The 26,320-nt window shown below is 70.9% G+C and carries 30 protein-coding genes; 11 read left to right on the top strand and 19 right to left on the bottom strand.

The features are described 5' to 3' along the window. Nucleotides 1-14: 14 nt before the first annotated feature. The 3 genes from GRX01_RS11895 to GRX01_RS11885 form a co-directional block, all read right to left on the bottom strand. The gene (locus tag GRX01_RS11895) at nucleotides 15-719 is read right to left on the bottom strand and encodes a DUF7524 family protein (protein WP_159667564.1); all 705 of its coding nucleotides are present in this window, start codon (nucleotides 717-719) and stop codon (nucleotides 15-17) included. Between the two features lie 111 nt (nucleotides 720-830). Further along, on the bottom strand, nucleotides 831-1,022 hold the full coding sequence (locus GRX01_RS11890; RefSeq protein WP_159667561.1) for a methytransferase partner Trm112: 192 nt from the start codon (nucleotides 1,020-1,022) through the stop codon (nucleotides 831-833). A 128-nt stretch (nucleotides 1,023-1,150) separates the two neighbouring features. Beyond that, the gene (locus tag GRX01_RS11885; RefSeq protein WP_159667558.1) at nucleotides 1,151-2,485 is read right to left on the bottom strand and encodes an adenylosuccinate synthase; all 1,335 of its coding nucleotides are present in this window, start codon (nucleotides 2,483-2,485) and stop codon (nucleotides 1,151-1,153) included. Between the two features lie 260 nt (nucleotides 2,486-2,745). On the opposite strand from GRX01_RS11885, the gene GRX01_RS11880 reads away from it, so the two are divergent. Next, complete coding sequence (locus tag GRX01_RS11880; protein ID WP_159667556.1) at nucleotides 2,746-3,051, top strand: hypothetical protein; 306 nt, start codon at nucleotides 2,746-2,748, stop codon at nucleotides 3,049-3,051. Nucleotides 3,052-3,187: 136 nt separating this feature from the next. On the opposite strand, the gene GRX01_RS11875 is transcribed toward GRX01_RS11880, so the two are convergent. The 5 genes from GRX01_RS11875 to GRX01_RS18890 all read right to left on the bottom strand — a co-directional run bounded on the left by GRX01_RS11875 (nucleotide 3,188) and on the right by GRX01_RS18890 (nucleotide 8,239). Then, nucleotides 3,188-5,602: a DUF7527 domain-containing protein gene (locus GRX01_RS11875; protein WP_159667553.1), complete on the bottom strand. Its 2,415-nt coding sequence runs from the start codon at nucleotides 5,600-5,602 to the stop codon at nucleotides 3,188-3,190. A gap of 110 nt (nucleotides 5,603-5,712) precedes the next feature. After that, nucleotides 5,713-6,057, bottom strand: a complete 345-nt coding sequence (locus GRX01_RS11870) for a DUF7410 domain-containing protein (RefSeq protein WP_159667551.1) — start codon at nucleotides 6,055-6,057, stop codon at nucleotides 5,713-5,715. Continuing rightward, nucleotides 6,054-7,448, bottom strand: a complete 1,395-nt coding sequence (locus GRX01_RS11865) for a hypothetical protein (protein ID WP_201289590.1) — start codon at nucleotides 7,446-7,448, stop codon at nucleotides 6,054-6,056. The genes GRX01_RS11870 and GRX01_RS11865 overlap by 4 nt, the downstream gene beginning before the upstream one ends. Before the next feature lie 86 nt (nucleotides 7,449-7,534). Then, complete coding sequence (locus GRX01_RS11860) at nucleotides 7,535-8,002, bottom strand: DUF488 family protein, N3 subclade (RefSeq protein ID WP_159667548.1); 468 nt, start codon at nucleotides 8,000-8,002, stop codon at nucleotides 7,535-7,537. Between the two features lie 81 nt (nucleotides 8,003-8,083). Next, a complete protein-coding gene (locus tag GRX01_RS18890) occupies nucleotides 8,084-8,239 on the bottom strand; it encodes a DUF7563 family protein (protein WP_201289589.1) in 156 nt (51 codons plus the stop codon). Nucleotides 8,240-8,428: 189 nt separating this feature from the next. Between GRX01_RS18890 and GRX01_RS11855 the strand changes: the two genes are divergently transcribed. After that, the gene (locus GRX01_RS11855) at nucleotides 8,429-9,295 is read left to right on the top strand and encodes a cytochrome c oxidase subunit 3 (RefSeq protein ID WP_159667546.1); all 867 of its coding nucleotides are present in this window, start codon (nucleotides 8,429-8,431) and stop codon (nucleotides 9,293-9,295) included. A gap of 7 nt (nucleotides 9,296-9,302) precedes the next feature. Here GRX01_RS11855 and GRX01_RS11850 read toward each other — a convergent pair whose 3' ends face one another. Beyond that, the gene (locus GRX01_RS11850; protein ID WP_394351382.1) at nucleotides 9,303-9,587 is read right to left on the bottom strand and encodes a CDGSH iron-sulfur domain-containing protein; all 285 of its coding nucleotides are present in this window, start codon (nucleotides 9,585-9,587) and stop codon (nucleotides 9,303-9,305) included. Nucleotides 9,588-9,637: 50 nt separating this feature from the next. Further along, nucleotides 9,638-10,036, bottom strand: a complete 399-nt coding sequence (locus tag GRX01_RS11845) for a hypothetical protein (RefSeq protein ID WP_159667541.1) — start codon at nucleotides 10,034-10,036, stop codon at nucleotides 9,638-9,640. Nucleotides 10,037-10,167: 131 nt separating this feature from the next. Here GRX01_RS11845 and GRX01_RS11840 point away from each other — a divergent pair, with 131 nt between their 5' ends. Continuing rightward, a complete protein-coding gene (locus GRX01_RS11840) occupies nucleotides 10,168-11,802 on the top strand; it encodes a potassium channel family protein (protein WP_159667538.1) in 1,635 nt (544 codons plus the stop codon). A gap of 70 nt (nucleotides 11,803-11,872) precedes the next feature. On the opposite strand, the gene GRX01_RS11835 is transcribed toward GRX01_RS11840, so the two are convergent. Both GRX01_RS11835 and GRX01_RS11830 read right to left on the bottom strand, forming a co-directional pair. Continuing rightward, a complete protein-coding gene (locus GRX01_RS11835; RefSeq protein WP_159667536.1) occupies nucleotides 11,873-12,478 on the bottom strand; it encodes a DUF998 domain-containing protein in 606 nt (201 codons plus the stop codon). Between the two features lie 102 nt (nucleotides 12,479-12,580). Further along, nucleotides 12,581-12,913: a 2Fe-2S iron-sulfur cluster-binding protein gene (locus tag GRX01_RS11830; RefSeq protein ID WP_159667534.1), complete on the bottom strand. Its 333-nt coding sequence runs from the start codon at nucleotides 12,911-12,913 to the stop codon at nucleotides 12,581-12,583. Nucleotides 12,914-13,029: 116 nt separating this feature from the next. On the opposite strand from GRX01_RS11830, the gene GRX01_RS11825 reads away from it, so the two are divergent. From GRX01_RS11825 to GRX01_RS11815, 3 genes are all read left to right on the top strand, one after another. Then, nucleotides 13,030-13,833, top strand: a complete 804-nt coding sequence (locus GRX01_RS11825; RefSeq protein ID WP_159667533.1) for an aldo/keto reductase — start codon at nucleotides 13,030-13,032, stop codon at nucleotides 13,831-13,833. Between the two features lie 122 nt (nucleotides 13,834-13,955). Then, complete coding sequence (locus GRX01_RS11820; RefSeq protein WP_321168064.1) at nucleotides 13,956-14,456, top strand: metal-dependent hydrolase; 501 nt, start codon at nucleotides 13,956-13,958, stop codon at nucleotides 14,454-14,456. An 80-nt stretch (nucleotides 14,457-14,536) separates the two neighbouring features. Beyond that, entirely contained in the window at nucleotides 14,537-15,103 is a 567-nt protein-coding gene (locus GRX01_RS11815) for a peroxidase-related enzyme (protein WP_201289597.1), read from the top strand. Nucleotides 15,104-15,139: 36 nt separating this feature from the next. On the opposite strand, the gene GRX01_RS11810 is transcribed toward GRX01_RS11815, so the two are convergent. After that, nucleotides 15,140-15,340 (bottom strand): heavy-metal-associated domain-containing protein, encoded by a 201-nt coding sequence (locus tag GRX01_RS11810; protein WP_159667529.1) that lies wholly within the window; start codon nucleotides 15,338-15,340, stop codon nucleotides 15,140-15,142. A gap of 171 nt (nucleotides 15,341-15,511) precedes the next feature. Between GRX01_RS11810 and GRX01_RS11805 the strand changes: the two genes are divergently transcribed. After that, nucleotides 15,512-18,124 carry a heavy metal translocating P-type ATPase gene (locus GRX01_RS11805; RefSeq protein ID WP_159667527.1) on the top strand — a complete coding sequence of 871 codons (2,613 nt, stop codon included), beginning with the start codon at nucleotides 15,512-15,514 and terminating at the stop codon, nucleotides 18,122-18,124. A gap of 51 nt (nucleotides 18,125-18,175) precedes the next feature. On the opposite strand, the gene GRX01_RS11800 is transcribed toward GRX01_RS11805, so the two are convergent. After that, nucleotides 18,176-19,129 carry a hypothetical protein gene (locus GRX01_RS11800; RefSeq protein WP_321168063.1) on the bottom strand — a complete coding sequence of 318 codons (954 nt, stop codon included), beginning with the start codon at nucleotides 19,127-19,129 and terminating at the stop codon, nucleotides 18,176-18,178. Between the two features lie 101 nt (nucleotides 19,130-19,230). Here GRX01_RS11800 and GRX01_RS11795 point away from each other — a divergent pair, with 101 nt between their 5' ends. Next, nucleotides 19,231-19,629, top strand: a complete 399-nt coding sequence (locus GRX01_RS11795) for a CopG family ribbon-helix-helix protein (RefSeq protein ID WP_159667525.1) — start codon at nucleotides 19,231-19,233, stop codon at nucleotides 19,627-19,629. Nucleotides 19,630-19,639: 10 nt separating this feature from the next. On the opposite strand, the gene GRX01_RS11790 is transcribed toward GRX01_RS11795, so the two are convergent. From GRX01_RS11790 to GRX01_RS11780, 4 genes are all read right to left on the bottom strand, one after another. Continuing rightward, entirely contained in the window at nucleotides 19,640-21,178 is a 1,539-nt protein-coding gene (locus GRX01_RS11790; RefSeq protein WP_159667523.1) for a cryptochrome/photolyase family protein, read from the bottom strand. Nucleotides 21,179-21,359: 181 nt separating this feature from the next. Then, nucleotides 21,360-21,524, bottom strand: coding sequence for a hypothetical protein (locus GRX01_RS18885; protein WP_201289588.1), 165 nt, complete (start codon nucleotides 21,522-21,524; stop codon nucleotides 21,360-21,362). Continuing rightward, entirely contained in the window at nucleotides 21,525-21,749 is a 225-nt protein-coding gene (locus tag GRX01_RS11785; protein WP_159667521.1) for a zinc ribbon domain-containing protein, read from the bottom strand. A gap of 122 nt (nucleotides 21,750-21,871) precedes the next feature. Continuing rightward, nucleotides 21,872-23,530, bottom strand: coding sequence for an acyl-CoA synthetase (locus GRX01_RS11780; RefSeq protein ID WP_159667519.1), 1,659 nt, complete (start codon nucleotides 23,528-23,530; stop codon nucleotides 21,872-21,874). Nucleotides 23,531-23,670: 140 nt separating this feature from the next. Between GRX01_RS11780 and GRX01_RS11775 the strand changes: the two genes are divergently transcribed. The 3 genes from GRX01_RS11775 (at nucleotide 23,671) to GRX01_RS11765 (ending at nucleotide 25,332) form a co-directional block, all read left to right on the top strand. Next, nucleotides 23,671-24,648 carry an aldo/keto reductase gene (locus GRX01_RS11775; RefSeq protein ID WP_159667516.1) on the top strand — a complete coding sequence of 326 codons (978 nt, stop codon included), beginning with the start codon at nucleotides 23,671-23,673 and terminating at the stop codon, nucleotides 24,646-24,648. Between the two features lie 139 nt (nucleotides 24,649-24,787). Next, nucleotides 24,788-24,967: a hypothetical protein gene (locus GRX01_RS11770; protein ID WP_159667515.1), complete on the top strand. Its 180-nt coding sequence runs from the start codon at nucleotides 24,788-24,790 to the stop codon at nucleotides 24,965-24,967. 131 nt (nucleotides 24,968-25,098) lie between these two features. Next, on the top strand, nucleotides 25,099-25,332 hold the full coding sequence (locus GRX01_RS11765; RefSeq protein WP_159667512.1) for a DUF7543 family protein: 234 nt from the start codon (nucleotides 25,099-25,101) through the stop codon (nucleotides 25,330-25,332). 28 nt (nucleotides 25,333-25,360) lie between these two features. On the opposite strand, the gene GRX01_RS11760 is transcribed toward GRX01_RS11765, so the two are convergent. Then, on the bottom strand, nucleotides 25,361-26,197 hold the full coding sequence (locus tag GRX01_RS11760) for a CBS domain-containing ParB/RepB/Spo0J family partition protein (protein WP_233741010.1): 837 nt from the start codon (nucleotides 26,195-26,197) through the stop codon (nucleotides 25,361-25,363). Nucleotides 26,198-26,320: the final 123 nt, after the last annotated feature.

The following is a 26,320-nucleotide window of genomic DNA, read 5'->3' as shown; positions in this document are numbered from 1 at the left end:
GTTCGCCGATTCGCCTAGCCAAACAGCAGGAACCCGGCGACCAGCACCGCGACGCAGACGGCGACCACGCCGAGCGTGACCGCGAGTCCGTCGAGCGTGACGGCGACGATCCCCGCCCCGACGAGCGCCGCGGCCGCGAGGGCGACGACCGCGAGCGTCCCCGGGTTCGGCGACGCTCCCGCCGCGTCGCCGTCGATCGTTGCCCCCGCGGCGGCACGGACGCGTTCGACACCCTCCGCGAGTCGCCGTCGGACCATCGGCGCCGATACCGAGGGTCCGCCCTCGGGCGGCGTCGACGCCCGCGGGTCTCCGGATCGCGGTTCTCCCGTGGCCTCGTCCGTGTGGTCGTGATCCCCTGGGTCGTCGTCCGCCGGGTCGCCGGCGGGGGTCGACGACGGGTCGATCCGGAGCGGCACGGTCGTTCGCTCCGCGCCGTGGCCCACGACGACGTCGAGGGTCCCCTCCACCGCGGCGTTCACCGGCGCGACCGACACGCGAACCGTGCGGGTCGCCCCGCCGTCGACGTAGTGGTTGGGCGGCGCGACCGACGCGACCTCGGCGATCGGTCCGTCGAACCGCAGGTGCACGTGGATCGGCTCCCCCTCGTTTCTGAGCGCGACGGCGAACTCGCCGTCGGCCGCGAACGACTCCGGCGCGGTCACCCCGTTGAGTCGGTCACGGTTCAGCGTCACCCCCAGGATGGCTGCCTCTGACGACACAGGTTCCCCTCCCGCGGAGACGGCAAAAAAGTTCGTCGCCGCGCCGCGGCGACGATCGGCGGTCAGCCCTCGACGACGAGCGGCCGTCGACGGCTTCGGCGGGCGCGACGCCTACTCGCGCATGTCCGGCGGCAGCAGGTTCGGGATCCCGTCCTCGATGGGGTACGTCTCGCCGCAGTCGGTGCAGGTGAGCGTGCCCGCGACGATCTCGCCGTCCTCTCCCTCCTCGCGCTCGGTCACCTCGAGCTCGAGGTCGTGCTTGTCGAGCGGACAGCAGACGATGTCCAACAGGGACTCCTTCATTGCCCGAATCGTGGCGCGGGTCGGCCAAAAGCGTGCGGGTTCCGTGTTCCGACCCCGTCATCCGCGCGTTCGTGTCGCCGGGTCAGACGGAGTACTGGACGCGAGGACCGAAGACCCGATCGATCAGCCTACGTCCAGGGGTTCGTCCGCACGACCGTCTGCTCGCGGTCGGGGCCGACGCCGACGGCGTGGACGGGCGTGTCGAGTTGGTCCTCGAGGTACTCCAGATACTCGCGGGCCGCCCCCGGGAGCGCCTCGTACCCGCCCTCGGAGACGGCGTCGGCGTCGAACTCCTCCCAGGTGTCGAACTCGCGGTACACGGGCTCGCACTCCCCCCAGCGCTCGGTCGTCGCGGGCAGCGACAGTCGCTCCTCGCCCTCCAGCTCGTAGGCGTGGCCGACCTTCAGTTCGTCCAGTCCGGCGAGCACGTCGAGGTGGTTGACCGCGATCCCGGTGTAGCCGTTGACGCGGGTGGCGTGGCGCAGCATGGGCACGTCGAGCCAGCCGATTCGGCGTGGACGGCCGGTGACGGTGCCGAACTCGCCGCCCTTCTCGCGGATGTCCGAGGCCAGCGCCTCCTCGCGCTCGTCGCCGTCCAACTCGGTCGGCATCGGGCCCTCGCCGACGCGCGAGAGGTACCCCTTCACGACGCCGACGACCTCGCCGCGTCCGGTGACGGTGGGTCCGACGCCGGTGCCGGTCGCGGCGCCGCCGGCGGTCGGGTTCGAGGACGTGACGTACGGGTAGCTCCCGTGGTCGACGTCGATGAGGGTGCCCTGCGCGCCCTCGAACATCACGTCGTCCCCGGCCTCGCGGCGCTCGTACAGGAAGTCCGAGCAGTTGACGACCATCCCCTCCTCGCGGAGGCGACGACCGAACCGGGCGTACTCCTCGTGGAGCGCGTCGACGTCGAGTTCCTCCCCCGCCTCGAGCCCGTACACGTCCTCGACGAGCGCGCGCTTCTGCGGGACGACGTACTCCAGCCGCTCGCGCAGCACCTCCGGGTCGAGCAGGTCGCCGATCCGGACGCCGCGGCGGCCGGCCTTGTCCTCGTAGGTGGGGCCGATCCCGCGACCGGTGGTGCCGACCTCGACGCCGGAGTCGGAGTCGGCCTTCGCCCCCTCCTCGATGCCGTCGATGCGTCGGTGGTACGGCATGATGACGTGCGCGCGCTTGGCGACGCGCACGTCCGGGTCCAGCCCGCGTTCCCGGAGCGTTCCGATCTCCTCGAAGAGCGTCCGCGGGTTCACGACGCAGCCGTTGCCGAGCACGCCGACCTTGCCGCGGACCGCGCCGGAGGGAACCAGCGAGAGCGCGTACTCCTCGCCGCCCTCGACGACGGTGTGGCCGGCGTTGTCGCCGCCCTGATACCGCACGACGACGTCGGCGTCCCCGCCCCAGAGGTCGACGAGGGCGCCCTTGCCCTCGTCGCCGAGCTGGGAGCCGACGATGGTGACAGTCATACCGAGCGTCGATTCCGCGCCGCGCGATAAACCGATTACGGTCCGCGCGCAACGATGATCCATGTATATGCATTATCGTGACCTCGAATCGACGGGACTGTTCGCGTCTGCGCATTTCACCGTCGAGGCGCGGGCGTAACCGTTAACCACACCCACAGCGGAGTCGTGAACGAGATCGCCGGACATCGTGACCGTCGGGCGACCCGTTCCCGGCCGGGAGGAGAACTTTTAAAGGGAGCACGGACGAGTTAACACGTGCCATGATAGACAGACTGGAGAAGGAGGTCGATATGCTGGAGCGACACCTCCAAGTCCTCCGTATGGTCATCGAGAACGAACCGATCGGGATCGTGAAGATGTCCAACGAGACGGGGTACCCCCACCACAAGGTCCGCTACTCGCTGCGCGTGCTCGAGGAGGAGAACCTCATCGAGCCGTCCAGCCAGGGCGCGATCACGACCGAACGGACCGCCGAGTTCGTCGACGAGCTCGACGGCAAGATCGACGAGATCGTCGAGAAGATCGGCGGCATGCGGATCGAGGACGCGCCGGAGCTCGAGGGCTGAACGGACCTCGATCGACTTCCTGCGATCGTCTCGCCGCGGCCGAGTAGCGCCGCGGCTCTCCCTTTCCTCGCTCACACGCGACTCTGTCGGATCACACTGACGAAGCGAGATCGGCGGCGGCTCCGGGCCGACTCGCCTACAGTTCGGGGACGTTCACGTGGAACTCCCCGTCGCGCGACTCGACCAGACAGAGGTGGAAGCCCTGCTTGCGCGAGAGCTTCACGAAGCTCTTCCGCTTGCCGCGGGAGAGCAGTCCCCCGCCGGTGGCGTCCGCGGCCGCCTCGAGCGCGCCGGGGTCGAAGAAGGAGGCCGTGACGTAGAAGCCGGCCGCGAGGTGGTCGTCGGCGTCGGCGACCGCGCTCGCGTCGCCGACGAGTCCGTCGAGCATCGACTCGGTCGTCGCGTCGCGGCCCTCGGTCACGTCGGCGACGACCAACGGGTTGCCCATCCGGTCGCGGAGCACGACGTCGAACGTGTGCTCGGTCGCGCCGCCGTCCGCGTCGTCGACCGTGACGGTGCCGTCGAGCTCCGCGCGGTCGACCGCCGGGAGGGCGTCGAACAGGTCCCGCAGCGCCGACTCGTTGCCGGTGCTTTGGATCTCGTACAGCAGCTCGCGCACCGCCCACTCGACGAAGCCGTACTCGATGGTGTCGGTGAGGAACTCCCGGAACGGTCGCCCCTCGACGGCCGCGTCGGCGGCGTCGAAGTCCGTGTGAAGCTCCAGCCGGAGGTTGTCGTTCACGTCCGACCGGCTCGCGCCGCCGGCGTGGGCCTTCTCCAGGGTCGCGCCGCCCTTCGACTCGTAGCGGACGAACAGGTTCGTCCCCGCCAGCGCCCGGTCCGCCGGGATCGCGTTCGCGGGCATCCCGTCGTCGGTTCCGTCGCCGGACGACGCCCGCTCGCGCGCCTCGGCCAGTTCCTCGCGCGTCTCGGCCAGCTCCGTCTCGAGCTCGTCGACCCGCTCGGAGAGGCGGGCGTTCTCCTCGCGGAGGCGATCGAGCTCGTCCTCGTTCGATTCGAGCTGCTCGCGGGCCTCGCGAGCGCCCTCGACGGCGCGGTCCCGCTCGGCGCGGGCCGTCGCCAGCGCCTCGCGTGCGGCCGCCAGCTCCTCGCTGGCGTCGGCCGGTCCCTCGACGCGGGCCGACCCGCCGTCGCCGCGATCGCCCGACTGCCGGGCGTCCGAATCGACGGTTCCGGGGCGATCGCCTCGGCCGGTCTCGCCCGCCCTCGAGGCGGACCCGTGCGCCGATCGGTCCCTGCGGCGGCGCTCGGCGGCCTCGGTGGCCCCGTTCGCCTGCGTTCCCTCCGCCTCAGGGGTCGCCGTTCGCGACGGGTCGAGCGACGGGATCGATCGGGTCTCGCGCCACTGCTCCTCCGCGGAGAACGGGTCGCCGTCGCCGCCCGGCTCCCCCGCCTCCCCCGCATCGGGGGACGGGTCCGCCGACCGCGACGCAGCGGGTCGCGCCGGCTGGGCCGGGTCCGTCCCGGTCGCGGCGCCGTCCTCGGCGGGCAGGTCGTCGACCGATCGCGTCGGGCCCGCCGTCGCGTCGTCCTCCGCCGCCGGTGCACCGGCGGTCGGATCGGCGGCTTCGTCGGTCCCGACCGACTCGTCCGGCTCCCCAGTCGTGTTCGACGCCGCCGTCGAATCCGACCCACGCTCCGTCGCGGCGGCGTCGGCAGGCGGGTCGTCGCTCTCCCCGGATCCGCCCTCGACGCCGCCGGTATCGTTCGGGGCGTCGGGTACGTCGGAGGCGGTCCCCGTGGGAGCGCTCTGGTCGGACTCGTCGTCGCCGGCGTCGGCGTTCGTCGCCGAGTCGTCCGCGTCGGTCGACGCGTCGGCGCCGCCGAAGGTGATGCTCGTCGATGAGTCGTCCCCGGGCGAGTCGTTACCGCCCGCGGACGGGTCGTCGCCGACGGTGTCGTCCGGGCCCGCGCTCGCGACCGCGCTTCCGGCGTCCGGCCCCCGATCCGGATCCGGGTCCGGCTCCGACTCCGGTTCGGGTTCCGGTTCCGGGATGTCGACGACGTCGACGTCGACGTCGACGACCTCGTAGATCCCGACCTCGTCGTCGGCGGCCTCGAACGCCTCGTCGCCGGTGAGGACCTGTTTCTGTTCGCCCGTGCCGACGAACGCGCACGCGAGCCGGCGACCGCCGTAGTAGACCACGTAGTAGTCGCCCGAGAGGACGTTCTCCGACAGCTCGATGTAGCCGGTGAACTTCCCGGAGGAGAGCTTCGCGTCCGCGGCCGACAGGGCCGTGTCGTTCGTGTAGTAGCGCGCCTTCGTCTCGCCGCCGCGCTCGCGCATCGCGTACAGCAGCGGCAGCGACGGGTCGGGCGCGGCGTATGCGGTGCCGTCGGCGTCCGCGAACGAGTCCAACGACCCGTCGAACACGCCGACCACGCGACCGTTCAACATGAACAGCCACGCGTGTCCCTCGGTGACCGCCCCGGTGAACTCGCGGGACTGCAGGGTACGGAGCCCGTCGATCCCCCCCGAGAGCGGCTCGGACTCCCACCCGGTCACCGTTTCGACTGTTTCGCCGTCCATCGCCGATACATCGCTGCGTCCGACGCAAATACCTTCCGCCTGGTCGGACGGCCGTCGGACGGTGGTTCGCTACGGTTGACAGCTTCGGCCTCGGGTGTCGAGGGCGCCGGTCAGGCCGCGACGGCGTACAGGAGCAGGAACCCGAAGTACAGGAGGACGAGCGTCCCGAGCGACACGATCCGGAACCGCCGGAGGTCGTCGGTCTCGGCCTCGCGTGCGTCCTCGTAGGCCGCACGCTCGTCGTCGTCGAGGTCCCGATGATCGGCGCCGAGGTGGAGGTCGCGGTGGCGCTCCCGGGCGAACGGACGACCGCACCGCGGGCACGCGAACGCGGTCGCGTCCGGCGGCACCTCGTACGGGTCGGTCCCCGTGTCGCGCGCGTCGTTGCTCGCGGAGGCGCCAGCGCGGCGGGAGTCGTCGTCGCCATCGAGTACGTCTGGTCCGTCTCGGTTCATACGAACGGGGGCGCACCTCCGGGGCGTGAAACGATCCACAGGCTCGCCATCGTGTACGCCACCATCGCGAGGGTGACGCCGTACTGGCTCCGGATCGCCTGGAGCCGGTCGGGGAACAGGTCGTAGGCGACGGCGTGTGCCACCCAGACGGCCAACAGATGCCCCGCGAGCACCGCGGCGATCCCGACGGCGCCGATCCAGTCGGGCACCAGCAGCGCCGGGACGTTCGCGGGCGGCGACAGCGGTGACGAGAGCACGACCGCGAGCGTCGGCGACAGCGACAGCGCCGTCGCGAGGTTGTGCGCGAGGTGGTACCCTGCGGCGATCGCAAGCAGCGACGGCGCGAAGCGTCGAGCGAGCACGCCGGGCGCGAGGTACGTGTCGGCGGTCCGTCGGGCCGCGCGAGCCGACGCCAGATACAGCGCGAGGAACAGGCCGTACCCGACCAGCATCGCCGCCAGATAGACGGCGAGCGCGGGGACGCCCGCCTCGACCAGCGGGCGCGCGGTGTCGGCCCACGCCCCGGTGCCGACGAACCCGTCGTAGGTGGTGACGAAGACGACGGCGACGACGAAGCCGACGTCGTCGCGGCCGCCGATCCACGCGGCGTCGGTGAGCCCCATCCCCGGGAGCCGCAGGCGAAGGCCGTCGTCGGTGAGCGCCACGGGGGCGACCCGGCCGTACGCCGCCAACAACTTGGACACCGGGTCCGCGCGTCCGAACCAGTCGTCGACGCCGAAGACGACGCTCCCGGCGACGGAGACGCCCAGATAGCCGAGCACGAGCGCGGTGAGCAGTCGCGGGTCGTCCGCCATCGGCGTCACGACCTCCAAGTACACGAGCGCGAGCAGGCCGGCGACCGCGGGCCACGACCCGAGCCGATCGGGGTACGGGCGGTCGAGCGACGGGAGCGCGCCGGCGATCGCGCGGAACGGGTCGACCGCCGGCCACGCGTTGCCGAGGAGGTACGCCGAGAGCACGAACACGGCCCACCAGCCGACCCACACGATCAGGACGGCCGCGCTGTCGGTGGCCGTGGTCGGGCCGAACAGGCCGGCGACGACCGTGATCGCGAGCGCCGCGAGCCCGACCGCTCTCGCGAGGAGCCGAGCGACACGACCGGCGTCGGGGAGCTCGCGGCCCCAGCCGTCGATCCGACGGATGTACGCCCGGTCGGTGACCGCGGACGCGAGGAGGAAGGACGCGCCGACGACGGCGCCGCCCGTCGCGAGGAACAGCCACGTCGGCACCGTCACCGTCTCGCGGGTCGCGCCGCGGACGCCCCCCGCGTGGGCGGCGACCCGCGCCGCACTCGCGACCAACGCCAGCGTCGCGAGCGCGAACGGGGTCGCGCGTCTCGCGACACGGGCACGTCGTGAGTGGCGATCCATCACCGTCGATTGCGGGCGGGCCGCCGAGTAGCTTGCGAAACCGCCGCGAACCGTAGGGGGTCTCGTGGAACTCGGGCGGGGGCCAGTCAGCCGGGTTCGTCGGGGCGGTCACCCGCCTCGGAGTCCACATCGCCCGACCGCTCGGCGAGCAGCTCGCGAAGGACCGTTCGATGGCTCCGCAGTTCGCCGGAGCGCTCGGGGCCCACGAGCACGACGTCCGCGCCCGATCTCAGCGTCGCACACAGCGAATCGACCGCGGCACCCGCCTCGGGGTCGGACGCGAGGTGCTCGCGGTAGCGGTCGGCGAAGTCGACGCGGCCCCACGCCGCGTTGTGCGCGCCGGACTCACAGAGCCCGTCGATCCGGAACGCCGCGGCGGCGTCGGCGTGGTCGTCGCGGAGCGCGGGCGGCGGGGCCAGCGCCGGGCGAACCTCGTCGACGAGCGCACGCAGGCGCCGCGGGGGCGACGCCGCGACGCCGATCAGTCGGGCCTCGGGCGGAACGTCGCCGTCCCCGCGGTCGAGTTCGGCGACGTAGGTGTCGAACACCGCCATTGGGGAGAAGGGGCTTCTCGGCGGGCAAAAACACACCGCCGAGACGTGGACACGCGATTCGATGGGGTCTGACGGGTCGACTCAGGCGCGCTTCGACCGGGCCTCCCGCACACCGGCGCCCTCACGGATCATGTCCTCACAGGAGGGGCACACGCGAACGTTGTCCATCCCTTCCGGAGCGAACACTCGGACGTACCGTTCGGTGACGAACGAACTACAGTTTCTACACTCCGGCATACATCCGATGGTTACCGTCTACCGTAGTATGTGTGTCGGCCGATCACACAAACTACCGGGATGGGAACCACGAGCGAGGGGTGTCGACGCGCCATCGGATCGCCGGGTCACGGCATCGGATCGCCGTCGGGCCGTCGACGGCCGATGCAGGTGGGAGGATTTTTGTCTCCCCGTCGGCTACCGGCGCGCATGGCTACAGAAACGGAGGACGCCCACGACGACGGGCACCACTTGCCCGCGGTCGAGGACTGGCCCCGCGGGTTCGGGGAGGCCTCGTGGTGGCCGTTCGTCACGGCGCTCGGGGCCGGCGGCATCTACATCGGCGCGGCGCTGTACCTCATGGCCGTCGGCGATCGGAACATCGTCGGGCCGCTGATCGGTCCCGGCGTGCTCGTCGGGAGCATCGGGCTGTTCCTGCTCGGGATCTACGGGTGGATGTACCACGCGTTCGTCACCCACTTCTGGGAGCGCGGCGCCGACGAACACAGCGCCAGCAAGCTCAGGTGGGGGATGCTCGCGTTCCTCGGGTCGGAGATCGCCACCTTCAGCGCCGGCTTCACGTACTTCTTCTTCATCCGCTCGCAGGACGCGTGGGCGGAGATCGCGAGCGACCTCCCGCATCTGCTCGGGTCGCTGGTCATCATCAACACCACCATCCTGATCGTCTCGTCGGTGACGCTGCACTTCGCCCACGGCGCCATCCGTCGCAACGACCGCCAGCGGTTCATCGGGTGGCTCGCGGTCACGCTGCTCCTGGGGGTCGTGTTCATCGGCGGGCAGGTGTACGAGTACTACGAGTTCATCGTCCACGAGGGCTTCAGCCTCACGTCCGGGCTGTTCGGATCGGCGTTCTACGGCCTCACCGGGCTGCACGGGTTGCACGTCACGATGGGCGCGGTGCTGCTCGCGATCGTGTTCGTTCGTGCGCTCGCGGGACAGTACTCCGCCGACCGCCACGTCTCCGTGACGACCGCCTCGATGTACTGGCACTTCGTCGACGCCGTCTGGATCTTCCTCGTCGTCGCGCTGTACGCCGGCGCCGAGGTCGGCGCGTAACGACCCGTTACTCCGTTTCCGCCGTTCTCGCGTCCTCGACCTCGGTCTCGTCCGGCCCACCGATCACGTCCCCGTCGGCCAGCCGGATCTCCTCGACGACCCGGCGCTCCCCGTCGACGTACGTGTATCGGACGCCCGCCTCCTCGCCCTCGGTCCGTCGGTGAGACCCGTCGCAGAACGGGAACTCGTCGCTGAGCCCGCAGCGACACACCGCGATGTCGCCCTTCCCGTCGTCGATGTCGTCCTCGTCCAGTCGGATCGGTCCGGTCGCGTCGAGCGTGACTTCGCGCACGCGAGGGGGTTGGCGCTCGCCCGGTATCACTCCCCGCCCTCCACCCGGAGTCATCCTCCGTCATCGAGCCACGTCTCCGGCGGCGGGAGGGTTCCGGAGAGCACCCCCGCGAGCAGGAGGAAGTAGGCGAGCAGGCCGCCGGCCAGCCCCGCGACGACGATCCTCCCGACAACGGGCCGGCCGAACGCGACGGCGGCGGGGCCGCCGGCGGCGACGAGGAGGGTGCCGCCCCACCGGACGCGGGCGTCCGCCCAGACTCGCCGCGCCGCCTCCGGACGGGCCGCCATGGCGAGTTCGATCGCGACGGCGCCGAGCGCGCCGACGGCCGCGGCGAGTGGTGCAGGCGGAGCCAGGAGCGACGCGGGCGCGACGCCGAGCGCCGCGGCACCCGCGAGGAGGACCACAGTCGCGGCGAGCGCGAGCAGGCCGTCCCGGTGGCGTGGCTTCACGGCTATCCGGACGGGGCCTGTCGTCCTCGCTCTTTCGACGGCTCACGCGGTCGCGGTCGTCCGCGTTCGCGTCACGTCGCGACCGACCGCGCTTCCGTGCCGGTTAACACCGTGCCCGCGCAGTGTGGGGTATGGGAAAGTGGCGACGGCGGACGGCGGCGTATCTGGGTGCGCTCGTCGTCGTCATCCTGCTGTACACGGTCGCGTACCACGAGGCGATGGCGGCGTTCGAGGGGCGCGAGCAGTCGTTCGCCCACTCGCTGCAGGTCGTCGTCGAGACGTTCACCACCACCGGGTTCGGTTCGGACGCCCCCTGGTCGACGACGGAGATGAACCTCATCGTCGTGGCGATGGACCTGACGGGCGTACTGCTCATCTTCATGGCGCTGCCGGCGTTCGTCTTCCCGCTGTTCGAGGAGACGCTCTCGACGACGGTGCCGACGTCCGTCGACGGCCTCGCCGACCACGTCGTGATCTGCGGACACACGCCGCGTGGACGCGTCCTCCGCGAGGAGCTCCGGGCCCGCGACGTGCCGTACCTGTTCGTCGTCGACGACGACGACGAGGCCGGCCGGATCTACGACGACGGCGAGGAACACGTGATCCACGGCGATCCCGAGGAGGTCGGGACGCTCCACGACGCGAACGTCGCGGAGGCGCGGGCGCTCGTCGCCGACGCGGACGACGAGACGAACGCGAGCGTCGTCCTCTCCGCACGCGAGTGTGTCGACGACGGCGACCTCCGCGTCGTCAGCCTCGTCGAGGACGAGGACGTCGCCGACTACCACCGGTACGCCGGCGCCGACCGCGTCGTCTCGCCGCGACGCCTGCTCGGCGAGAGCCTCGGAGCGAAGGCGACCGCGAGCGTCGCCGACGAACTCGGGGACGGCGTCGAGATCGGCGAGGACTTCCAGATCGCGGAGCTGCTGGTCCACCGCGGCAGCCCGCTGGTCGGCGAGTCCGTCGTCGGGTCGTCGATCGGCGACCGGACCGGCGCGAACGTCCTCGGCGCGTGGAAGGACGGCGAGTTCGAGTCGCCGCCGCGACCCGACCGGGTCATCGACGAACACACCGTCCTGCTGGTCGTCGGGACGGAGTCGGAGTTGGAGGAGTTGAAGGACCTCACCCTCTCGGAGACGCGACGACGTCGTCGCGGCCCCGTCGTCGTCGCCGGGTACGGGAGAGTCGGCCACAGCGCGGCCGCGGAAGTGCGCCCCAGCGAGGAGGTCGTCGTCGTCGACGAGCACGACGCGCCGGGGGTCGACGTCGTCGGCGACGCGACCGACCGCGAGACCTTGGAAGCGGCCGGCGTCGACGAGGCGCGGGCGGTCGTGATCGCGCTCGACTCGGACACGACGACCATCTTCGCCACGCTGGCGGTGAAGCAGGTCGCGCCCCACGCCGAGGTGATCGCCCGGGCGAACGACGCCGACTCGGTCCCGAAGCTGTATCGCGCGGGCGCCGACTACGTGCTCTCGCTGTCGACGGTCTCGGGCCGCCTCATCGCCTCTCACCTGCTCGACGAGGAGGTGCTCCGGCCGGAAACGCAGGTCGACCTGATCCGGACGGTCGCCCCGCGTCTGGAGGGTCGGACGCTCGCGGGGGCGGACGTGCGCGCCGAGACCGGCGTCACCATCGTCGCCGTCGAGCGCGACGGCGCCCTCCTCACGAACGTCGGTCCCGACACGAAGGTGATCGAGGGCGACAGGCTCGTCGTGGCCGGCACCGACGACGCCGTGAACCGGTTCAACGAACGGTTCGTCTGAATCGACCGTCGGCGGCTCCGTCGGACAACGCCCGACGCCACGGATCCCCGCTCGACCGTCCCATCGCGCCTCACTCCGGGGGGCGAGTCAGATCTCGGGCCACCCTCGCCAGCGGCGCGACAGGCGACCCCGCGAGTACCCACGCCGCGAGCAGGAGTGCGCCGACCAGTTCCGGGATCGCGAGCCCCGGCCCGAGCCTGACGCCCGCGACCCAGAGCCACCACTGCCAGAGGTGAACGCCGGCGGCCGCGAGCGCGAGCCGCCCCGCCGTCGTCGTCCGGCGGACCGCCCCGTCGGTCGCCAGCACCAGCGTGAGGGCGAGGTAGAAGCCGAGCGCGACGGGGAAGTGGAGCGAGGTGCCGGACGGGAACGCGCCCACCCCGGCCATGAGAGTCGCCGCGGCGGCGAACTCGACGGCGACGACCCGGGCGCCGAGCGTCCGGGCGGCCGCCCACAGCGCCCACGCGTACGCGATAGCGACGGCGCCGCCGAGCAGGAGCCCGCCGTTGAACGCCGTCGCGACCGCCGTGCGGTCAGCGACGCCCAGATCGGACAGCGCGTTCGCGGTCAGCGAGAACCACGGCGCCAACGCGATCGCGACCACGATGCCGCCCAGCGCGGCGATCATCGCGCCCGCGCCGGAGACGGCGGCGACACGGCGACGGAACTCGGTCATCGTCTCCACCACCGGCGCGGGGGTGTTGGTCGTTTCCCAACCCGAGTGAACCGGTCGCGCGTGGTCGCCGGTCCGGATCGCCGGAACCGGGACGGCGACCGCCTACTCTGCCGTCCCGTCGTCGACGTGCTGGCCCCAGAACCCGGGGAACTTCTCGACGGTCACGTCACCCTCGACGGTCGTCTGACACGCCAGCCGAAGCCCCGCGTCGGGGTCGTGCGGCGGGACGCGCAGGCGGAGTCGCTCGCGGCGCGACGGCTCCGACACCGCGCCGTCGACGCGGACGGCGCAGGTGCCACAGGAGCCGTGGCCGCGGCAGTTCACCGCGTCGGCGCGGCCGTTGTGCGGCGACAGTCCGGCCTCGAACAACACGTCGCGGAGGGTGTCGCCGCGTTCGCACTCGATCTCGGTGCCGCGAAAGCGGACGATCGGCATACCGTCGCCTACGGCCGCGAGCGGCAAATACCCGCGGGCGCGACCGGGGACGTCGCGACGGCGGGGGCGCTTCCGCCTCCCGAACGCTTTCGGTCGCCACGTACGCACCTCCGGCGATGACCGATCTCGACCTCCCGGCGCTCGGCCTCGGCACCTCCGCGAACGACGACTTCGAGGAGTGCGCCGAGACGGTGAGGACGGCGCTGGAGACGGGCTACCGCCACGTCGACACCGCACAGATGTACGACAACGAGGAGGCCGTCGGCGAGGGGATCCGCCGGGCGGACGTTCCCCGCGAGGAGGTGGTGGTGGCGACGAAGGTCCACCCCGACAACCTCGCGTACGAGGACGCGAAGCGCACCGCGCGGGAGTCGCTGGAGCGCCTCGGCCTCGAGACCGTCGACCTCCTGTACGTCCACTGGCCGATCTCGGCGTACGACCCCGAGGGGACCCTGCGCGCGATGGACGAACTGCACGAGGCGGGACTGTGTGACCACGTCGGCCTGTCGAACTTCACGCCCGACCTGCTCGACGAGGCGCGGGCGATCCTCGACGCGCCCGTCGCGGCCCATCAGGTGGAGTGTCACCCGCTGTTCCCGCAGACTGAACTGCGAGAGTACGCCGTCGAGCACGATCACTACCTCGTCGGCTACTCGCCGCTGGGGCGCGGCGAGGCGCTGGACGACCCGCTCCTCTCGGAGATCGCGGGGAAGCACGACACCAGTACCGCCGCAGTCTGTCTCGCGTGGGCGTTCGCGCAGGAGGCGCTCGTGCCCATCCCGAAGGCGACGGGCGATCACGTCCGTGCGAACTTCGAGGCACAGGAGCTGGAGCTGGACGGGGAGGACCTCGACCGCATCGCCGAGTACGACGTCCGCGAGCGCGTCATCGACCCCGACGACGCCGCCTGGAACCGATAGGGCCCTCGCGGCGACACCCGCGGGCGACCGTCCGCCGAGAACGCCAGCCGGCGACCGTCCGCCCCCGACCGTCGCGTCCGCGATCCCGAGCGTTCTTCACCGACGCCGACTCACCGACGGCCGTGTACAAACGGGGCCACCTCGGCGTCGCCATGCTCACGCTCGCGCCGATCACGTTCTGGCTGCTGACCGACGGGTACCCGGCCTTCGCCGTCCTCGTCGCCGGGACGGTGCTGTATCTCGCGATGCTGCCCGACGTGGACCACCGGCTGCCGCTCGTCTCCCACCGCGGGCCGACCCACTCGCTGCTGTTCGCGGGCGTCGTCGGCGCCGTCTTCGCGGGCGCGGCGTCGCTCGTCGAGCCCGTCCTCTCGATCGCGGTGCCCGGCGGCGTCTCGATGGTCGCGTTCGGCTTCCTCCTCGGGTTCGGGAGCGTCGTCGCCCACCTCCTCGGCGACGTGATCACGCCGATGGGCGTGAACTTCCTGTGGCCGTACCCGCGGACGTGGTCGCTGTCGCTGACGCCCGCGGACTCGACGCTGTGGAACTGGGGGCTGTTCGTCCTCGGCGTGTTCGCGATGGCCGGCGCGGTCGCGCTGGCGGTGCAGGGCGCGGCGATCTGAGGGCCGCGGGCGAGGGCTAGCACTTTAGCCCGGGTCGCCGAAGCCACACGCGCATGAGCGAGGAGTCCCCTCGACCCGACCTGCTCGACGACGCGCAGCGGCGCTTCCCGGTGCCCGACTACGACGAGGTTCCCGAGGACATCCGGGAGCGCCTCGACGAGGAGACCGAGCGCGCCGGCTTCACGCCCAACGTCATGTCCGCGCTGGCGTACAAGCCCAGCCACTTCCGGGCGTTCATGGCGTTCCACGACGCCCTCGTCGACGACACCACGCTCGACCGCGAGGAGGTGGAGATGATCGTCGTCGCCGTCTCCGGGCGGAACAACTGCCTCTACTGCAACGTCGCCCACGGCGCGCTCGTGCGCATCTATGCGAAGGATCCGCACCTCGCGGACCAGCTCGTGTCCAACCACCGCACCGCCGACGTGAGCGACGAGCGCATGGCGATGCTGGAGGTGGCGGTGAAGCTGACCGAGGAGCCGGACGCGGTGACGACCGACGACCTCGATCTGCTGTACGAGGCCGGATACTCCGAGGACGAGGTGTGGGACATCGGCATGGTCGCCGCCTTCTTCAACCTCTCCAACCGGATGGCGACGTTCGCCGACTGGCGACCCAACGAGGAGTTCTACGGGATGGGGCGGTAGGCGAGGACCGCCGTGGCCGAATCGCGGGCCGCCGGCTTACGCGGTCGACTCGACCTCGTACTGGTCGGGCACGGCGGCGATGAGGTCGAGCGGGTCGGCGTCCCCCTCGACGACCGCCTCGTCGGACTCGTGGTCCGCGGTGGCCCCGTCGACGCCGTCGACGCCCTCGAGCGCCTCGACCACGTTGGTCTCACAGCCGCCGCAGGTCATCCCTGTGATCCGCATCGTCGTCGTCATGGGCGGCCGTAGCGGTCGGGTCGTCATTCCTGTTTCGGTCTCGGGACGCACATCGGATTCCGATCGAAAATATCGTCCGTGATCTGTCTTCGCTTGTTAGATAGATATCCGATCTGAGTGCCGGTTTCGAAGGCACAAACCGCATGAATACGGACCCCGTACTAGTGAGCAATGAGTGACAGGCAACGCGTGACGATCGACATCGGCGGGATGACGTGCGCCAACTGCGCCGCCACCATCGAGGACGCCGTGGCGGGCCTCGACGGCGCGGGGGCGACGGCGAACTACGCCACCGACGAGGCGGCCGTGGAGTACGACCCCGATCGGGTCTCGCTGGCGGACGTGTTCGACGCGGTCGAGTCGGCCGGCTACGACCCGATCGCCGAGACGGTGACGGTGGGGATCACCGGCATGACGTGCGCGAACTGCTCGGCGACCATCGAGGAGGCCGTCGGCGACCTCCCGGGCGTCGTCTCGGTCGACGCGAACTACGCCACCGACGAGGCGACCGTGACGTACGCGCCGTCGGTGACGACGCGCGAGGACATCCACGACGCCGTCGAGGCCGCGGGGTACGAGCCGATCCATGAGGACAGCGCGGACGGCGAGGACGGTGGCGACGGACAGTCCGCGAAGGACGCCGCGCGGGCGGCCGAGCTTCGGCGCCAGCGCCGGCTGACGCTGTTCGGCGCGGCGCTGTCGGCGCCGCTTCTGGCGATGCTCGTGCTCGAACTGTTCGCGCCGGGCGTGCTCCCCGAGGAGATCCCCGGAACGGGGCTCCACATCGGGTGGGCCGCGTTCGCGCTCGCGACGCCCGTGCAGGTCCTCCTCGGCCGGGAGTTCTACGAGAACTCCTACAAGGCGCTCGTGGTCAACGGCCGCGCCAACATGGACGTCCTCATCGCGCTGGGGTCGACGACCGCGTACGGCTACTCCGTGATCGCCCTGCTCGGGGTGCTCCCGCGGGCGGGGCTGTACTTCGACACGGCCGCGCTCATCCTCGTGTTCATCACGCTCGGCAACTACCTCGAGGCGCGCTCGAAGTCGCAGGCGGGCGAGGCGATCCGGTCGCTGCTGGAGCTGGAGGCCGAGACGGCCACCGTCGTCCGGGACGACGGGTCCGAGGAGGAGGTCCCCCTGGAGGACGTCGAGGTCGGCGACCGCCTGAAGGTGCGCCCCGGCGAGCGCGTCCCGACCGACGGCGTCGTCCGCGAGGGCGAGTCCGCCGTCGACGAGTCGATGGTGACCGGCGAGTCCGTCCCCGTCGGCAAGGAGCCCGGCGACGAGGTGATCGGCTCGACGGTCAACGAGAACGGCGTCCTCGTGATCGAGGCGACGAAGGTCGGCGAGGAAACGGCGATCCAGCAGATCGTCACGCGGGTGAAGGAGGCGCAGTCGCGCCAGCCCGACATCCAGCGCGTCGCCGACCGCATCTCCGCGTACTTCGTCCCCGCGGTGATCGCCAACGCCCTGCTGTGGGGGGCGGTGTGGTTCCTCGCGCCCGAGACGCTCGCCGGCGTCATCTCGGGGCTCCCGCTGTGGGGGCTCGCCGCGGGCGGTCCCGCCGCGGTCGGCGTCACCGAGTTCGCGGTGTTGGTGTTCGCCTCCGCGGTCCTCATCGCCTGTCCGTGCGCGCTCGGGCTGGCGACGCCGGCGGCGACGATGGTCGGCACGAGCATCGGCGCCCAACACGGCGTCCTCTTCGAGGGCGGCGACGTGTTGGAGCGCGTCCGCGACACCGACACGGTCGTGTTCGACAAGACCGGGACGCTCACGCGCGGCGAGATGACCCTCACCGACGCCGTTCCCGTCTCGCCCGCGACCGACGGGGCGGTGCCCGCCGCGGACGACGCCGAGGTCGCCGAGGGGAGCGACGGGGACGTCGCCGACGATCCCACCGAACGCCTCCTCGCGGCGGCCGCGACCGCCGAGGGCGGCAGCGAACACCCGATCGCCGAGGCCGTCGTCGCCGGCGCCCGCGAGCGCGGCGTCGAGCCGGGCGAGTTGGACGTGCTCCAGAACGTCTCCGGGAAGGGGATCCGCGCGCGCACCGAGCACGGCACCGTCGTCGTCGGCAAGCCCGAGCTGCTGCGCGAGGAGGACGTCGACCCCGAGCCGGCGATGGAGACGATGCGCGAGCTGGAGTCGGAGGGGAAGACGGCGATGCTGGTCGCGCTCGACGGCGAGCTGCTGGGCGTGCTCGCGGTCGCGGACGAGGTGCGGGAGTCGGCCGTCGCCGCGGTTGAGGCGCTCCGCGCGCGCGAGATCGCCGTCCACATGATCACCGGCGACAACGAGCGCACGGCCCGCGCCGTGGCCGAACGCGTCGGCATCGACCCGGAGAACGTCCGCGCGGGCGTCCTGCCGGAGGACAAGGCCGACGCCGTGGAGGCGATCCAGTCGGACGGCTCGCGGGCGATGATGGTCGGCGACGGCGTGAACGACGCGCCCGCGCTGGCCTCGGCGTTCGTCGGCGTCGCCATCGGCTCGGGCACCGACGTGGCCATCGAGGCCGCCGACGTGACGCTGATGCGCTCGGACCCGTTCGACGTGGTGAAGGCGATCAACGTCTCGGAAGGGACGCTCTCGAAGATCAAGCAGAACCTCTTCTGGGCGCTCGGCTACAACACCGCGATGATCCCGCTCGCCTCGCTGGGCCTGCTCCAGCCGGCGTTGGCGGCCGCAGCGATGGCGTTCTCCAGCGTCTCGGTGCTCGCGAACAGCATGGCGTTCCGGTCGTACGACCCCGAGGATCGCTACCGGCTGTTCGGCCGGTTCCGATAGACACGGAGAGGCGGACGGCGGTCGCTCGGCGACGGCTCCCTCCGCGCCGCGCTACAACACCCCGAACAGGAAGCCGAGCCCCATCGCGGCGAGCACGACCGCCGAGACCGTCGGGAAGTGTTCCGCGTACCGCTCCATGCGGTCCTCGAAGCGCTCGTATCCCGCGACCAGCGCGAGCGTCAGCGCCGTGATGACGACGACGACGGTGCCGGCGTACGCGAGCATCAGTTCGAGGCAGTGGTCTGAGCCCGCGCAGATGGCGATGATCTCGAACTCCTCCTCGTGGGCGAACCCGAGCACGAACGCCGAGACGGCGATGCCGTACAGGCCGTCGTCGGCCGAGAGGTCGTGGTCGTGGGTGTGACCGTCACCGTGGCCGTGGGCGTCGCCATGCTCGTGCGCGTGGCCGCCGCCCGCTCCCCCGCCCCCGACGATCGGGAGGGAGCCACGGAGGCGAGCGAGGACGCCGTCGTCGGGGGGCTCGCCGGCGGCGGACCCGTGCTCGTGTCCGGCGGTGCGCCCCGTCGACGCGAGGTCCACGTCCGCCTGGAGGCGACCCGGCTCGTCGTCGCCGTGGCGATGGTGGCGGTCGTCGTGAGCGTGCTCGTCCCCGTCCGCGTGGTCCGAACCGTGTTCGCTCCCGCGTGAGTGATCGTGCCCGTGTCCGCCGCCACGGTACTCGCGGATCCCGAGCAGTATCAGGAGGGCGCCGGCGACGACGCCGATCGGCGAGCCGATCTGGACGCCCGCGACCGACAGCGGCTCGGAGAGTCCGTCGATCGGAACCTGCGTCTTCAACAGGAAGAAGACGCCGACGACCGCGAGACTGGAGATCAGGTGGCCGATCCCGATGACGAGGCCGGCGGCGAGTCCAGCCAGCCAGGCGTTCGCGCGGTCGAAGGCGTAGGCGGCGGCGATGGGCCAGCCGTGGCCCGGCTCCGCGCCGTGGAGCGCGCCGAGCGCGAGCGAGCCGGCGAGCAGGCCGGGTGCGACGTCGTGAAGCACGGCCGACGGTCGACGACGCCGGGCGAAAACCCCTGTTATGACCCGATCGGGGCGGGCGTAATACCGAAACCCCGAACCGGAGGGGACGACCAGTGGAGACCATGCGAACGAGCCTGAACGTCCCCGACGACGCCCTCGCCGAGTTCGACGCCGTCGCCGAGGCCGAGGGGTTCAACTCCCGGTCGCGGGCGCTCCGGGAGGCGATGGCCGAGTACGTCGAGCGCCACACGCGTCTGGAGGACGCCGCCGGCGAGGTCGCCGCCGTGGTCGCGTTCGACTACGTCCACGACGAGGTGATCCGCGACCTCCACGGTGTCCAACACGACTACCAGGACGTGATCACGACCACCTCGCACGTCCATCAGGGCGAGTGGTGTCTGGAGACGGTGTTCTGCCGCGGCGACGCAGCCCGCGTGCGCGAACTCGTCTACCGGCTCCGCGACTTCGACGCGGTCCGTCGCGTCCGCGTGCTCTCGCTCGTCGGCGGCGACGACCGCTGAGTCGCCTCCCCTACAGCGTCCCGCTCTCGCCCATCTCCCGGATCTCGGCGGCGCGTTCCTCGATGGCTTCCCACTCCTCGTCGTCCTTGTCGTCGACGTGGGAGTACATCAGGCCCATCCGGCCCGTGCCGCGGAGCACCTCCTCGTTGTCCCGCAGGAAGTCCCAGTAGAGCGCGTTGAACGGACAGGAGCGCTCCCCGGTCGTCTTGGTGTGGTAGTAGGGACACGACGAGCAGTAGTCGCTCATCTCGTTCACGTAGTTCGCCGAGGAGGCGTACGGCTTCGAGGAGAGCGCGTCCGTCGCGAACGTCCCCATGCCGACGACGTTCGGCGTCGTCACCCAGTGGAAGGCGTCGACGAACCCGAGGTGGAACCAGCGGTTCAGCTCGCCCGGGTCGACGCCGTAGATCAGCGCGAAGTTCGAGAGCACCATCAGCCGCTCGATGTGGTGGGCGTAGCCGTGGTCGCGGACGTGGCCCACGGCCTCCGAGAGGCAGGTCATGTCCGTCTCGCCGGTCCAGTACGCCTCGGGGAGATCACGGATCTGATCGAGTTGATTCGCTTCGTCCATCCCGGGCATCGACTCGCGGTAGACGTGCCGCATGAACTCCCGCCAGCCGATCACCTGCCGGACGAACCCCTCGACGGAGTTGAGGGGCGCCTCGCGCTCGGGGTCCTCGTAGGCGTCGACGACGGCCTCGACGACCTCCCGCGGGTGCAACAGGCCGAGGTTGATCGCCGGCGACAACAGCGAGTGGTCCAGCGCCCACTCGCCCTCGACCATCGCGTCCTGATACGGGCCGAACTCGGGGAGGCGGACCTCGACGAAGTGGTCGAGCGCATGCAGCGCCTGCTCGCGCGTGACGGGCCACACGAAGTCCGCGAGGTCGGCGCTCCCCCAGTGGTCGTCGTACCTGTCCGTGACGAACGCGTGTACCTCCCGCGTGATCTCGTCGGGTTCGAACTCGGGGATCCCGGGGGGCGACCACCCGTCCGGCGGCGTCTCGCGGTTGTCGTCGTCGTAGTTCCACTCGCCGCCCGCGGGATCGCCGTCGTCGGTCAACAGGATCCCCGTCTCGCGGCGGACGTGGCGGTACCAGTGCTCCTGCCGGTAGGTCCCGGCGTCGCCCGTCGACCCGCCCGACTCTCGGTCGGCGACCCACTCGTCCCAGTCGTCGGGAGTCGTGAGGAAGCCGTCGTTGGCGACGAGCGTGCAGTCGCCGCCGCGGTCGGCGACCACGTCGCGCAGGCGCTCGCCGGCGCCGTGGCTCGCCGGGCGCTGGAGCACGAGCGCGTCGCCGGGGTTCGCCTCGAAGTAGCGGTCGAGCCCCTCGCCGAACGACTCGGCCTCGACGTAGGTCACCTCGTAGCCGGCGTCGCGGAGGGCGTCGCGGGCGTGGCGCATCGCCGAGAACACCAGCGTGAGCTTCTGCGGGTGGTACGGCATGCGCTCGGCGAAGCCGTGCGCCTCGATCATGAGGACGTGGTCGTCGTGTTGGAGCGGTGCGGCGTTCGGGTTCAACTGGTCGCCGAGGAGCCAGACGGTCATGGGTTGATGGGCGCGCGCCCGGCCCGGGACGACGAGGCGGCGCGGTCGGGTCGGGCGTGACGAACCGATCCACGACCGCCCGACGCAAGGGTGTTGCGACGGGGAGCTTGCGTATCCGCACCCGGACGCGCATGCCGACCGGACGCGCTCACAGACCGTGTACGTTCGCCTCCCGCCCGACTCAGTCCTCGCGGGTGTCGCGGCGGGCGGCCCGCTCGGCCGCCTCGCGGTCCGCGACGTTCGCCGCGTCGCGCTCGCGTTCGTCGCGGACCAGCACGTAGAGCACGAGCGGCGCCGCCAGCGCGAGCACGAGGAGGAGGACGAACAGGACGCCGACGCCCGCCATCTACCCGAGGAAGACGTCCACGATGTCGCTCCCGGCGGAGCCGGTGTCGCGGTACAGCTCCGAGTAGCCGCAGTTCGTACACGAGACCACCCGGAAGGAGTTGGTCTGGATGTCGAACATCTTGCTCAGTCCGCCGCCGGTGGTCGATATCTTCCCGACCTCGGCGTCGGTGTGACCGCACTTGGGACAGCCGTCGTCGCTATCGGTGGAGGGCGCTGCTGCCATACGACGGCGTTCTCCGGGGTGCAGAATAAGTCTTGGGCGGACGAGACGTGGGAGAACAGTCGACCGGACGCCGGGACCGCAGGCGTCGGATCGACCGCGACGGCGGCCGCCCAGTCGACGGGTTACTCCCCGAACTTCTCCTGCTCGCGCTCGCGCAGTTCGACCCGCCGCGTCTTGCCCGAGGAGGTCTTCGGCAACTCGTCGACGTACTCGACCCGTCGCGGATACTTGTACGGCGCCGTCTCCTCCTTCATGTACTCCTGCAGTTCGTCCGTCAGTTCGTCGCTTCCCTCGTAGCCGTCGGCGAGGACGACGTACGCCTTGACGACGTTGCCGCGCTCGTCGTGTGGCGAGCCGATCGCGGCGGCCTCCGCGACCGCCTCGTGGGAGACGAGCGCGTCCTCGACCTCGAACGGGCCGATGCGGTAGCCCGCCGAGAGGATGATGTCGTCGGCGCGGCCCTCGAAGAAGAAGTAGCCGTCCTCGTCCATGCGGGCGAGGTCGCCCGTGCGGTAGTACTCGCCCGAGAACGTCTTCTCGTCGAGGTCCGGCTTCTCGTAGTAGCTGTCGAAGGTACCCGGATTGCCCACCGGCACGGCGATCTCGCCGGTCTCGCCCGGCTCGACCTCCTCCTCCTCCTGCGTGTCGATGATGGTCGTGCCGAGGCCGGGCGTGGGTTTGCCCATCGACCCCTCCTTCACGTCGATCCCCGGGTAGTTGGAGACGAGACAGACCGTCTCGGTCTGCCCGTAGCCGTCGCGCGGAGTGATCCCGTAGGCGTCCTGCAGCGCCTCGATCGGCTCGCGGTTGAGCGGCTCGCCCGCCGACAGCGCCTCCTTCAGGGGGAGGTCGTACTGACTCAGGTCCGTCTGGGTGAACATCCGGTACTGCGTCGGGACGGCGCACAGTCGGGTGACGCCCTCCTCCTCCATCACCGAGAGGAACTCGTCGGCGTCGAACTCGCCCTCGTACAGGAGCTGGCGCGCGCCGGTGGTGATCCCGACGCCGACCGGCGACCAGAACCACTTCGCCCAGCCGGTTCCGGTCGTCGCCCACAGGAGCTCCTCGTCGAGGTCGATGTCGTCGTCGGCCACCCCCGGCGCGTCGGTTCCCTCCGCGGTGACGCCCCACCAGTACGGCGCGTTCACCAGCTCGAACGCCCGCATCCAGCGGTGCCTGTGGAGGACGGGCTTCGGCTGTCCGGTGGTACCCGACGTGTAGTTGATGCTCATCGGGTCCTGCGCGCCGACCTCGGGACCGTCGTGTTCGGTCCCGCGCCCGTCGAGCAGGTCGTCGAACGAGTGCCAGCCGTCCGTCCCCGACCCGTCGACCGCGATCAGGGTGTCGATCGGCGTCTCGTCGACGATCGGCTCGACCATGTCCACGAGCGACTCGTGGGCGACGACGGTCGTCGCCTCGCAGTCGTTCGCGCGGAACTGCAGGTCCTTCGGCTTGAGCATCTCCGAGCAGGGGACGACCAGCGCGCCCCGCTTGAGCACGCCCAACTGGACGGCGAACACGTCCGGATGCCGCGGGAGCAGGTGCATCACGCGGTCGCCCTCGCCGACGCCCAGCTCCTCGAGGGCGTTGGCGAACCGGTTCATGTCACCGTGGATGTCCGAGTACGTCCGCTCGGCTCGGGTTCCCCCGTCGTCGAGGAACGTCACGGCGACGCGGTCGCCGAACGCCTCCGCGTGCCCCTCGATCACCGACGGGAGGGTGTAGTCGTCGGGGATGTCCCACTCGAAGTCGGCGACGGCGGTGTCGTAGTCGACCGGCATACGCGGAGCGTGAACGGTGTATGAAATAATCGTTTGGGTCCCGTTCGCACGTGTCCGGGACCGGCGTTCGGTCGGCGGATCCGCGGGACGTGACCGACGCCGTCACCCGGGTTTTTGTCGCCTCCCGACGACGCTCGCCCATGGAGTACACCACACTGGGTGACACGGGAATGACCGTCTCGCGGATCTGTCTCGGCTGCATGAGCTTCGGCGACCCCGACTGGCGCGACTGGGTGCTCGACGAGGAGGCGGGCACCGAACTCGTCGAGCGCGCGATCGAGTTGGGAGTGAACTTCTTCGACACCGCCAACATGTACTCAGACGGCGAGTCCGAGCGGGTGCTGGGCGACGCGCTCGCGGAGTACGACCGCGACGAGTTCGTCGTCGCGACGAAGGGCTACTTCCAAATGCGCGAGGACGACCCCAACTCCGGGGGACTCTCCCGGAAGGCCATCCAGCAGGAGCTCGACAACTCCCTCGACAGGCTCGGGATGGACACCGTCGACCTGTACCAGACACACCGATACGACTACGACACGCCGATCGAGCAGACGGTTCGAGCGCTCGACGAGGCCGTCCGCGATCGGAAGGCGCGCTACGTCGGCGCCTCCTCGATGTGGGCCCACCAGTTCGCGGACGCGCTCCATACCGCCGACCGCCTCGGCCTGGAGCGGTACGCGACGATGCAGAACCACTACAACCTCCTGTACCGCGAGGAGGAGCGCGAGATGCTCCCGCTGTGCGACCGGGAGGACGTGGGCGTGATCCCCTGGTCGCCGCTGGCGCGCGGATGGCTCGCCCGTCCGGTGGACGAACTCGACGCGACGGCCCGCGGCGAGAGCGAGGAACACGCCCGCCGGCACCCGTACCTGGAGGGCGGCGGCGAGGAGATCAACGCTCGCGTCGAGGAACTGGCCGAGGACAGGGGCGTGAAGATGGCCCAGATCGCCCTCGCGTGGCTGTTCGAGCAGGACGCCGTCGACGCGCCGATCGTCGGGACGACGAGCGTCGAACATCTCGAGGACGCCGTCGAGGCGCTCGACATCTCGCTGTCCGACTCCGATATGGAGTACCTGGAGGAGCCGTACGAGCCGGTCCGGGTGTCCGGTCACGAGTGACGCCGAGGTCACCGACGAACGGTGTCCGGTCGGACCGGCGAGTCGCCCTCCCGATGCCACGGCGGATCGACGGTTCCAGCCCGTCAGGCCACGGTTAGTCACTCCACAACTAACTGGTAACTACCGTGACGACATGGACATGTCACGCGTTGCGACCGCGACGTTCGAGTGCGGCGGCTGCGGGACCTGCGCACCGTCGACGTGGATCGACTACGATCGCCTCGGCTACCCGATCTGTCCCGAGTGCGGGCTGTCGACCGGGCCGATCGCCCGGCGGGTTCGATTCGAACGCCGTCGCCGACGGCAAGCCGTTCTCTGAACCGAGGACACGCTGGCGAGCGTCGACGACGCGACAGCCGTCGACGGCGGTACGGTCGACCGCTCGGAGCGTCCCCGCGGTGAGCCGGCGGCGACCGTCGCGTTGAGGACGGATGAGCACGAAGGGGGACCATGCCCTGGAGCGAGGTCGAGACGGCCGAGCGGTACGACGAGTGGGAGCGCGCGGACGGCTACGCGACGCTTCGCGTACGCGAACACCCCGACGGCAGCTACGTCGTTCGGCTGGATCGCCTCGAACAGGCGCCGGACGGACGCGAGTACCGGCGCGAGCGAGTCGGCGACCGCGAGCACGCGGAGGAGGTGGTGACGGAGTGGAAGCGCACGTTCGACCTCCCCGAGGAGTGAGACGCGACCGCGGCCGACCCGGCGGCGCTCAGGCCTCGTCGCCCTGGAACCGCTTCGTCGTCTCGACCAACGGGTGACGCGCGTAGTCGACCACGTCGATGTCGGTGATCGACTGGAGACCCTCCTTGCGCGCCGTCTTCTCCATGCCGAGTTCGACGTGGTCCGCGATGGCGATGACGTACGCGTCCATCTCCTCGATCCCGAGCCGGTGGGCCGCCATCACGCGGTGGTGACCGTCCGCGAGCACGAGCCTGCCGTCGTCCTCCACCTCGCCGCTCGCGCTCGGGTTGTCGATGACGACCAGCGGTTCGGCGAGGCCGCGCTCCAACTCGTAGCGCCGTCCCTCGAGCTCGTCGGCGTACACCCGGGCCTGTGTCGGCAGGAGGTCGGCGAGTTCGACCTCCCGCCGGTCCTCGCTGGCGGTGACGCCGTGGATCTCCTCGAGGGTTCGCATCAGCTTCCCCACCTTCTCGGGGGTCGCACGCTCGATCTGCGAGCGGATCACGTCGGTGTTGGAGATGATGCCGACGAGGTTGCCCGCGTCGTCGACGACCGGGAGCTTCTGAATGCCGGAGCGGAGGATGACCCGGGCGGCGTCGTTGACGTCCATCTCCGGGTGGGCGACGATGATGTCGTCGCTCATCACGGTGAAAAGCGGCGCGCCGTCGTCGGCCGACAGCAGGTCGCGCGCGGAGATGAATCCGACCACGGTCCGCCCGTCGGTGACGGGGAACCCGTTGTGGTCGCTGTCGAGGATCCGCTCGATGGCCTCGTCGACGGTGTTGTCGGGCGACACCGTCGCCACGTCCCTGGTCATGTACTCCCCGACCGTCGGGGACGGCACCTCGTTCGGGCCGTCGCTCATGTGTTCGTGGTGCGGTTCGACCGCCCCCGGGGTAAGCGTTCCTCTCGGGCGATACGCGTCCCCTCGACTCGTCCCCGATGTCCGGTCCCCCGGTCGACCCGCCCCGGTGTCAGGGTCGACCCT

Source organism: Halobaculum saliterrae (genome assembly GCF_009831625.1).
Lineage (GTDB): Archaea > Halobacteriota > Halobacteria > Halobacteriales > Haloferacaceae > Halobaculum > Halobaculum saliterrae.
Note: the sequence above shows the minus strand (reverse complement) of the source record. Positions and strands in the feature narration are given on the sequence as shown.

Bases quoted from the DNA above. Each gene is read 5' to 3' on its own strand.
- GRX01_RS18890 (WP_201289589.1), bottom strand. From the start codon at position 8,239: ATGCCGGAGTGTAGAAACTGTAGTTCGTTCGTCACCGAACGGTACGTC.
- GRX01_RS11805 (WP_159667527.1), top strand. From the start codon at position 15,512: ATGAGTGACAGGCAACGCGTGACGATCGACATCGGCGGGATGACGTGC.
- GRX01_RS11890 (WP_159667561.1), bottom strand. From the start codon at position 1,022: ATGAAGGAGTCCCTGTTGGACATCGTCTGCTGTCCGCTCGACAAGCAC.
- GRX01_RS11835 (WP_159667536.1), bottom strand. From the start codon at position 12,478: ATGACCGAGTTCCGTCGCCGTGTCGCCGCCGTCTCCGGCGCGGGCGCG.
- GRX01_RS11870 (WP_159667551.1), bottom strand. From the start codon at position 6,057: ATGAACCGAGACGGACCAGACGTACTCGATGGCGACGACGACTCCCGC.
- GRX01_RS11865 (WP_201289590.1), bottom strand. From the start codon at position 7,448: ATGGATCGCCACTCACGACGTGCCCGTGTCGCGAGACGCGCGACCCCG.
- GRX01_RS11785 (WP_159667521.1), bottom strand. From the start codon at position 21,749: ATGGCAGCAGCGCCCTCCACCGATAGCGACGACGGCTGTCCCAAGTGC.
- GRX01_RS11855 (WP_159667546.1), top strand. From the start codon at position 8,429: ATGGCTACAGAAACGGAGGACGCCCACGACGACGGGCACCACTTGCCC.
- GRX01_RS11875 (WP_159667553.1), bottom strand. From the start codon at position 5,602: ATGGACGGCGAAACAGTCGAAACGGTGACCGGGTGGGAGTCCGAGCCG.
- GRX01_RS11780 (WP_159667519.1), bottom strand. From the start codon at position 23,530: ATGCCGGTCGACTACGACACCGCCGTCGCCGACTTCGAGTGGGACATC.
- GRX01_RS11885 (WP_159667558.1), bottom strand. From the start codon at position 2,485: ATGACTGTCACCATCGTCGGCTCCCAGCTCGGCGACGAGGGCAAGGGC.
- GRX01_RS11810 (WP_159667529.1), bottom strand. From the start codon at position 15,340: ATGACGACGACGATGCGGATCACAGGGATGACCTGCGGCGGCTGTGAG.
- GRX01_RS11825 (WP_159667533.1), top strand. From the start codon at position 13,030: ATGACCGATCTCGACCTCCCGGCGCTCGGCCTCGGCACCTCCGCGAAC.
- GRX01_RS11775 (WP_159667516.1), top strand. From the start codon at position 23,671: ATGGAGTACACCACACTGGGTGACACGGGAATGACCGTCTCGCGGATC.
- GRX01_RS11860 (WP_159667548.1), bottom strand. From the start codon at position 8,002: ATGGCGGTGTTCGACACCTACGTCGCCGAACTCGACCGCGGGGACGGC.
- GRX01_RS11795 (WP_159667525.1), top strand. From the start codon at position 19,231: ATGCGAACGAGCCTGAACGTCCCCGACGACGCCCTCGCCGAGTTCGAC.
- GRX01_RS11830 (WP_159667534.1), bottom strand. From the start codon at position 12,913: ATGCCGATCGTCCGCTTTCGCGGCACCGAGATCGAGTGCGAACGCGGC.
- GRX01_RS11790 (WP_159667523.1), bottom strand. From the start codon at position 21,178: ATGACCGTCTGGCTCCTCGGCGACCAGTTGAACCCGAACGCCGCACCG.
- GRX01_RS11770 (WP_159667515.1), top strand. From the start codon at position 24,788: ATGTCACGCGTTGCGACCGCGACGTTCGAGTGCGGCGGCTGCGGGACC.
- GRX01_RS11880 (WP_159667556.1), top strand. From the start codon at position 2,746: ATGATAGACAGACTGGAGAAGGAGGTCGATATGCTGGAGCGACACCTC.
- GRX01_RS11765 (WP_159667512.1), top strand. From the start codon at position 25,099: ATGCCCTGGAGCGAGGTCGAGACGGCCGAGCGGTACGACGAGTGGGAG.
- GRX01_RS11840 (WP_159667538.1), top strand. From the start codon at position 10,168: ATGGGAAAGTGGCGACGGCGGACGGCGGCGTATCTGGGTGCGCTCGTC.
- GRX01_RS11760 (WP_233741010.1), bottom strand. From the start codon at position 26,197: ATGAGCGACGGCCCGAACGAGGTGCCGTCCCCGACGGTCGGGGAGTAC.
- GRX01_RS18885 (WP_201289588.1), bottom strand. From the start codon at position 21,524: ATGGCGGGCGTCGGCGTCCTGTTCGTCCTCCTCCTCGTGCTCGCGCTG.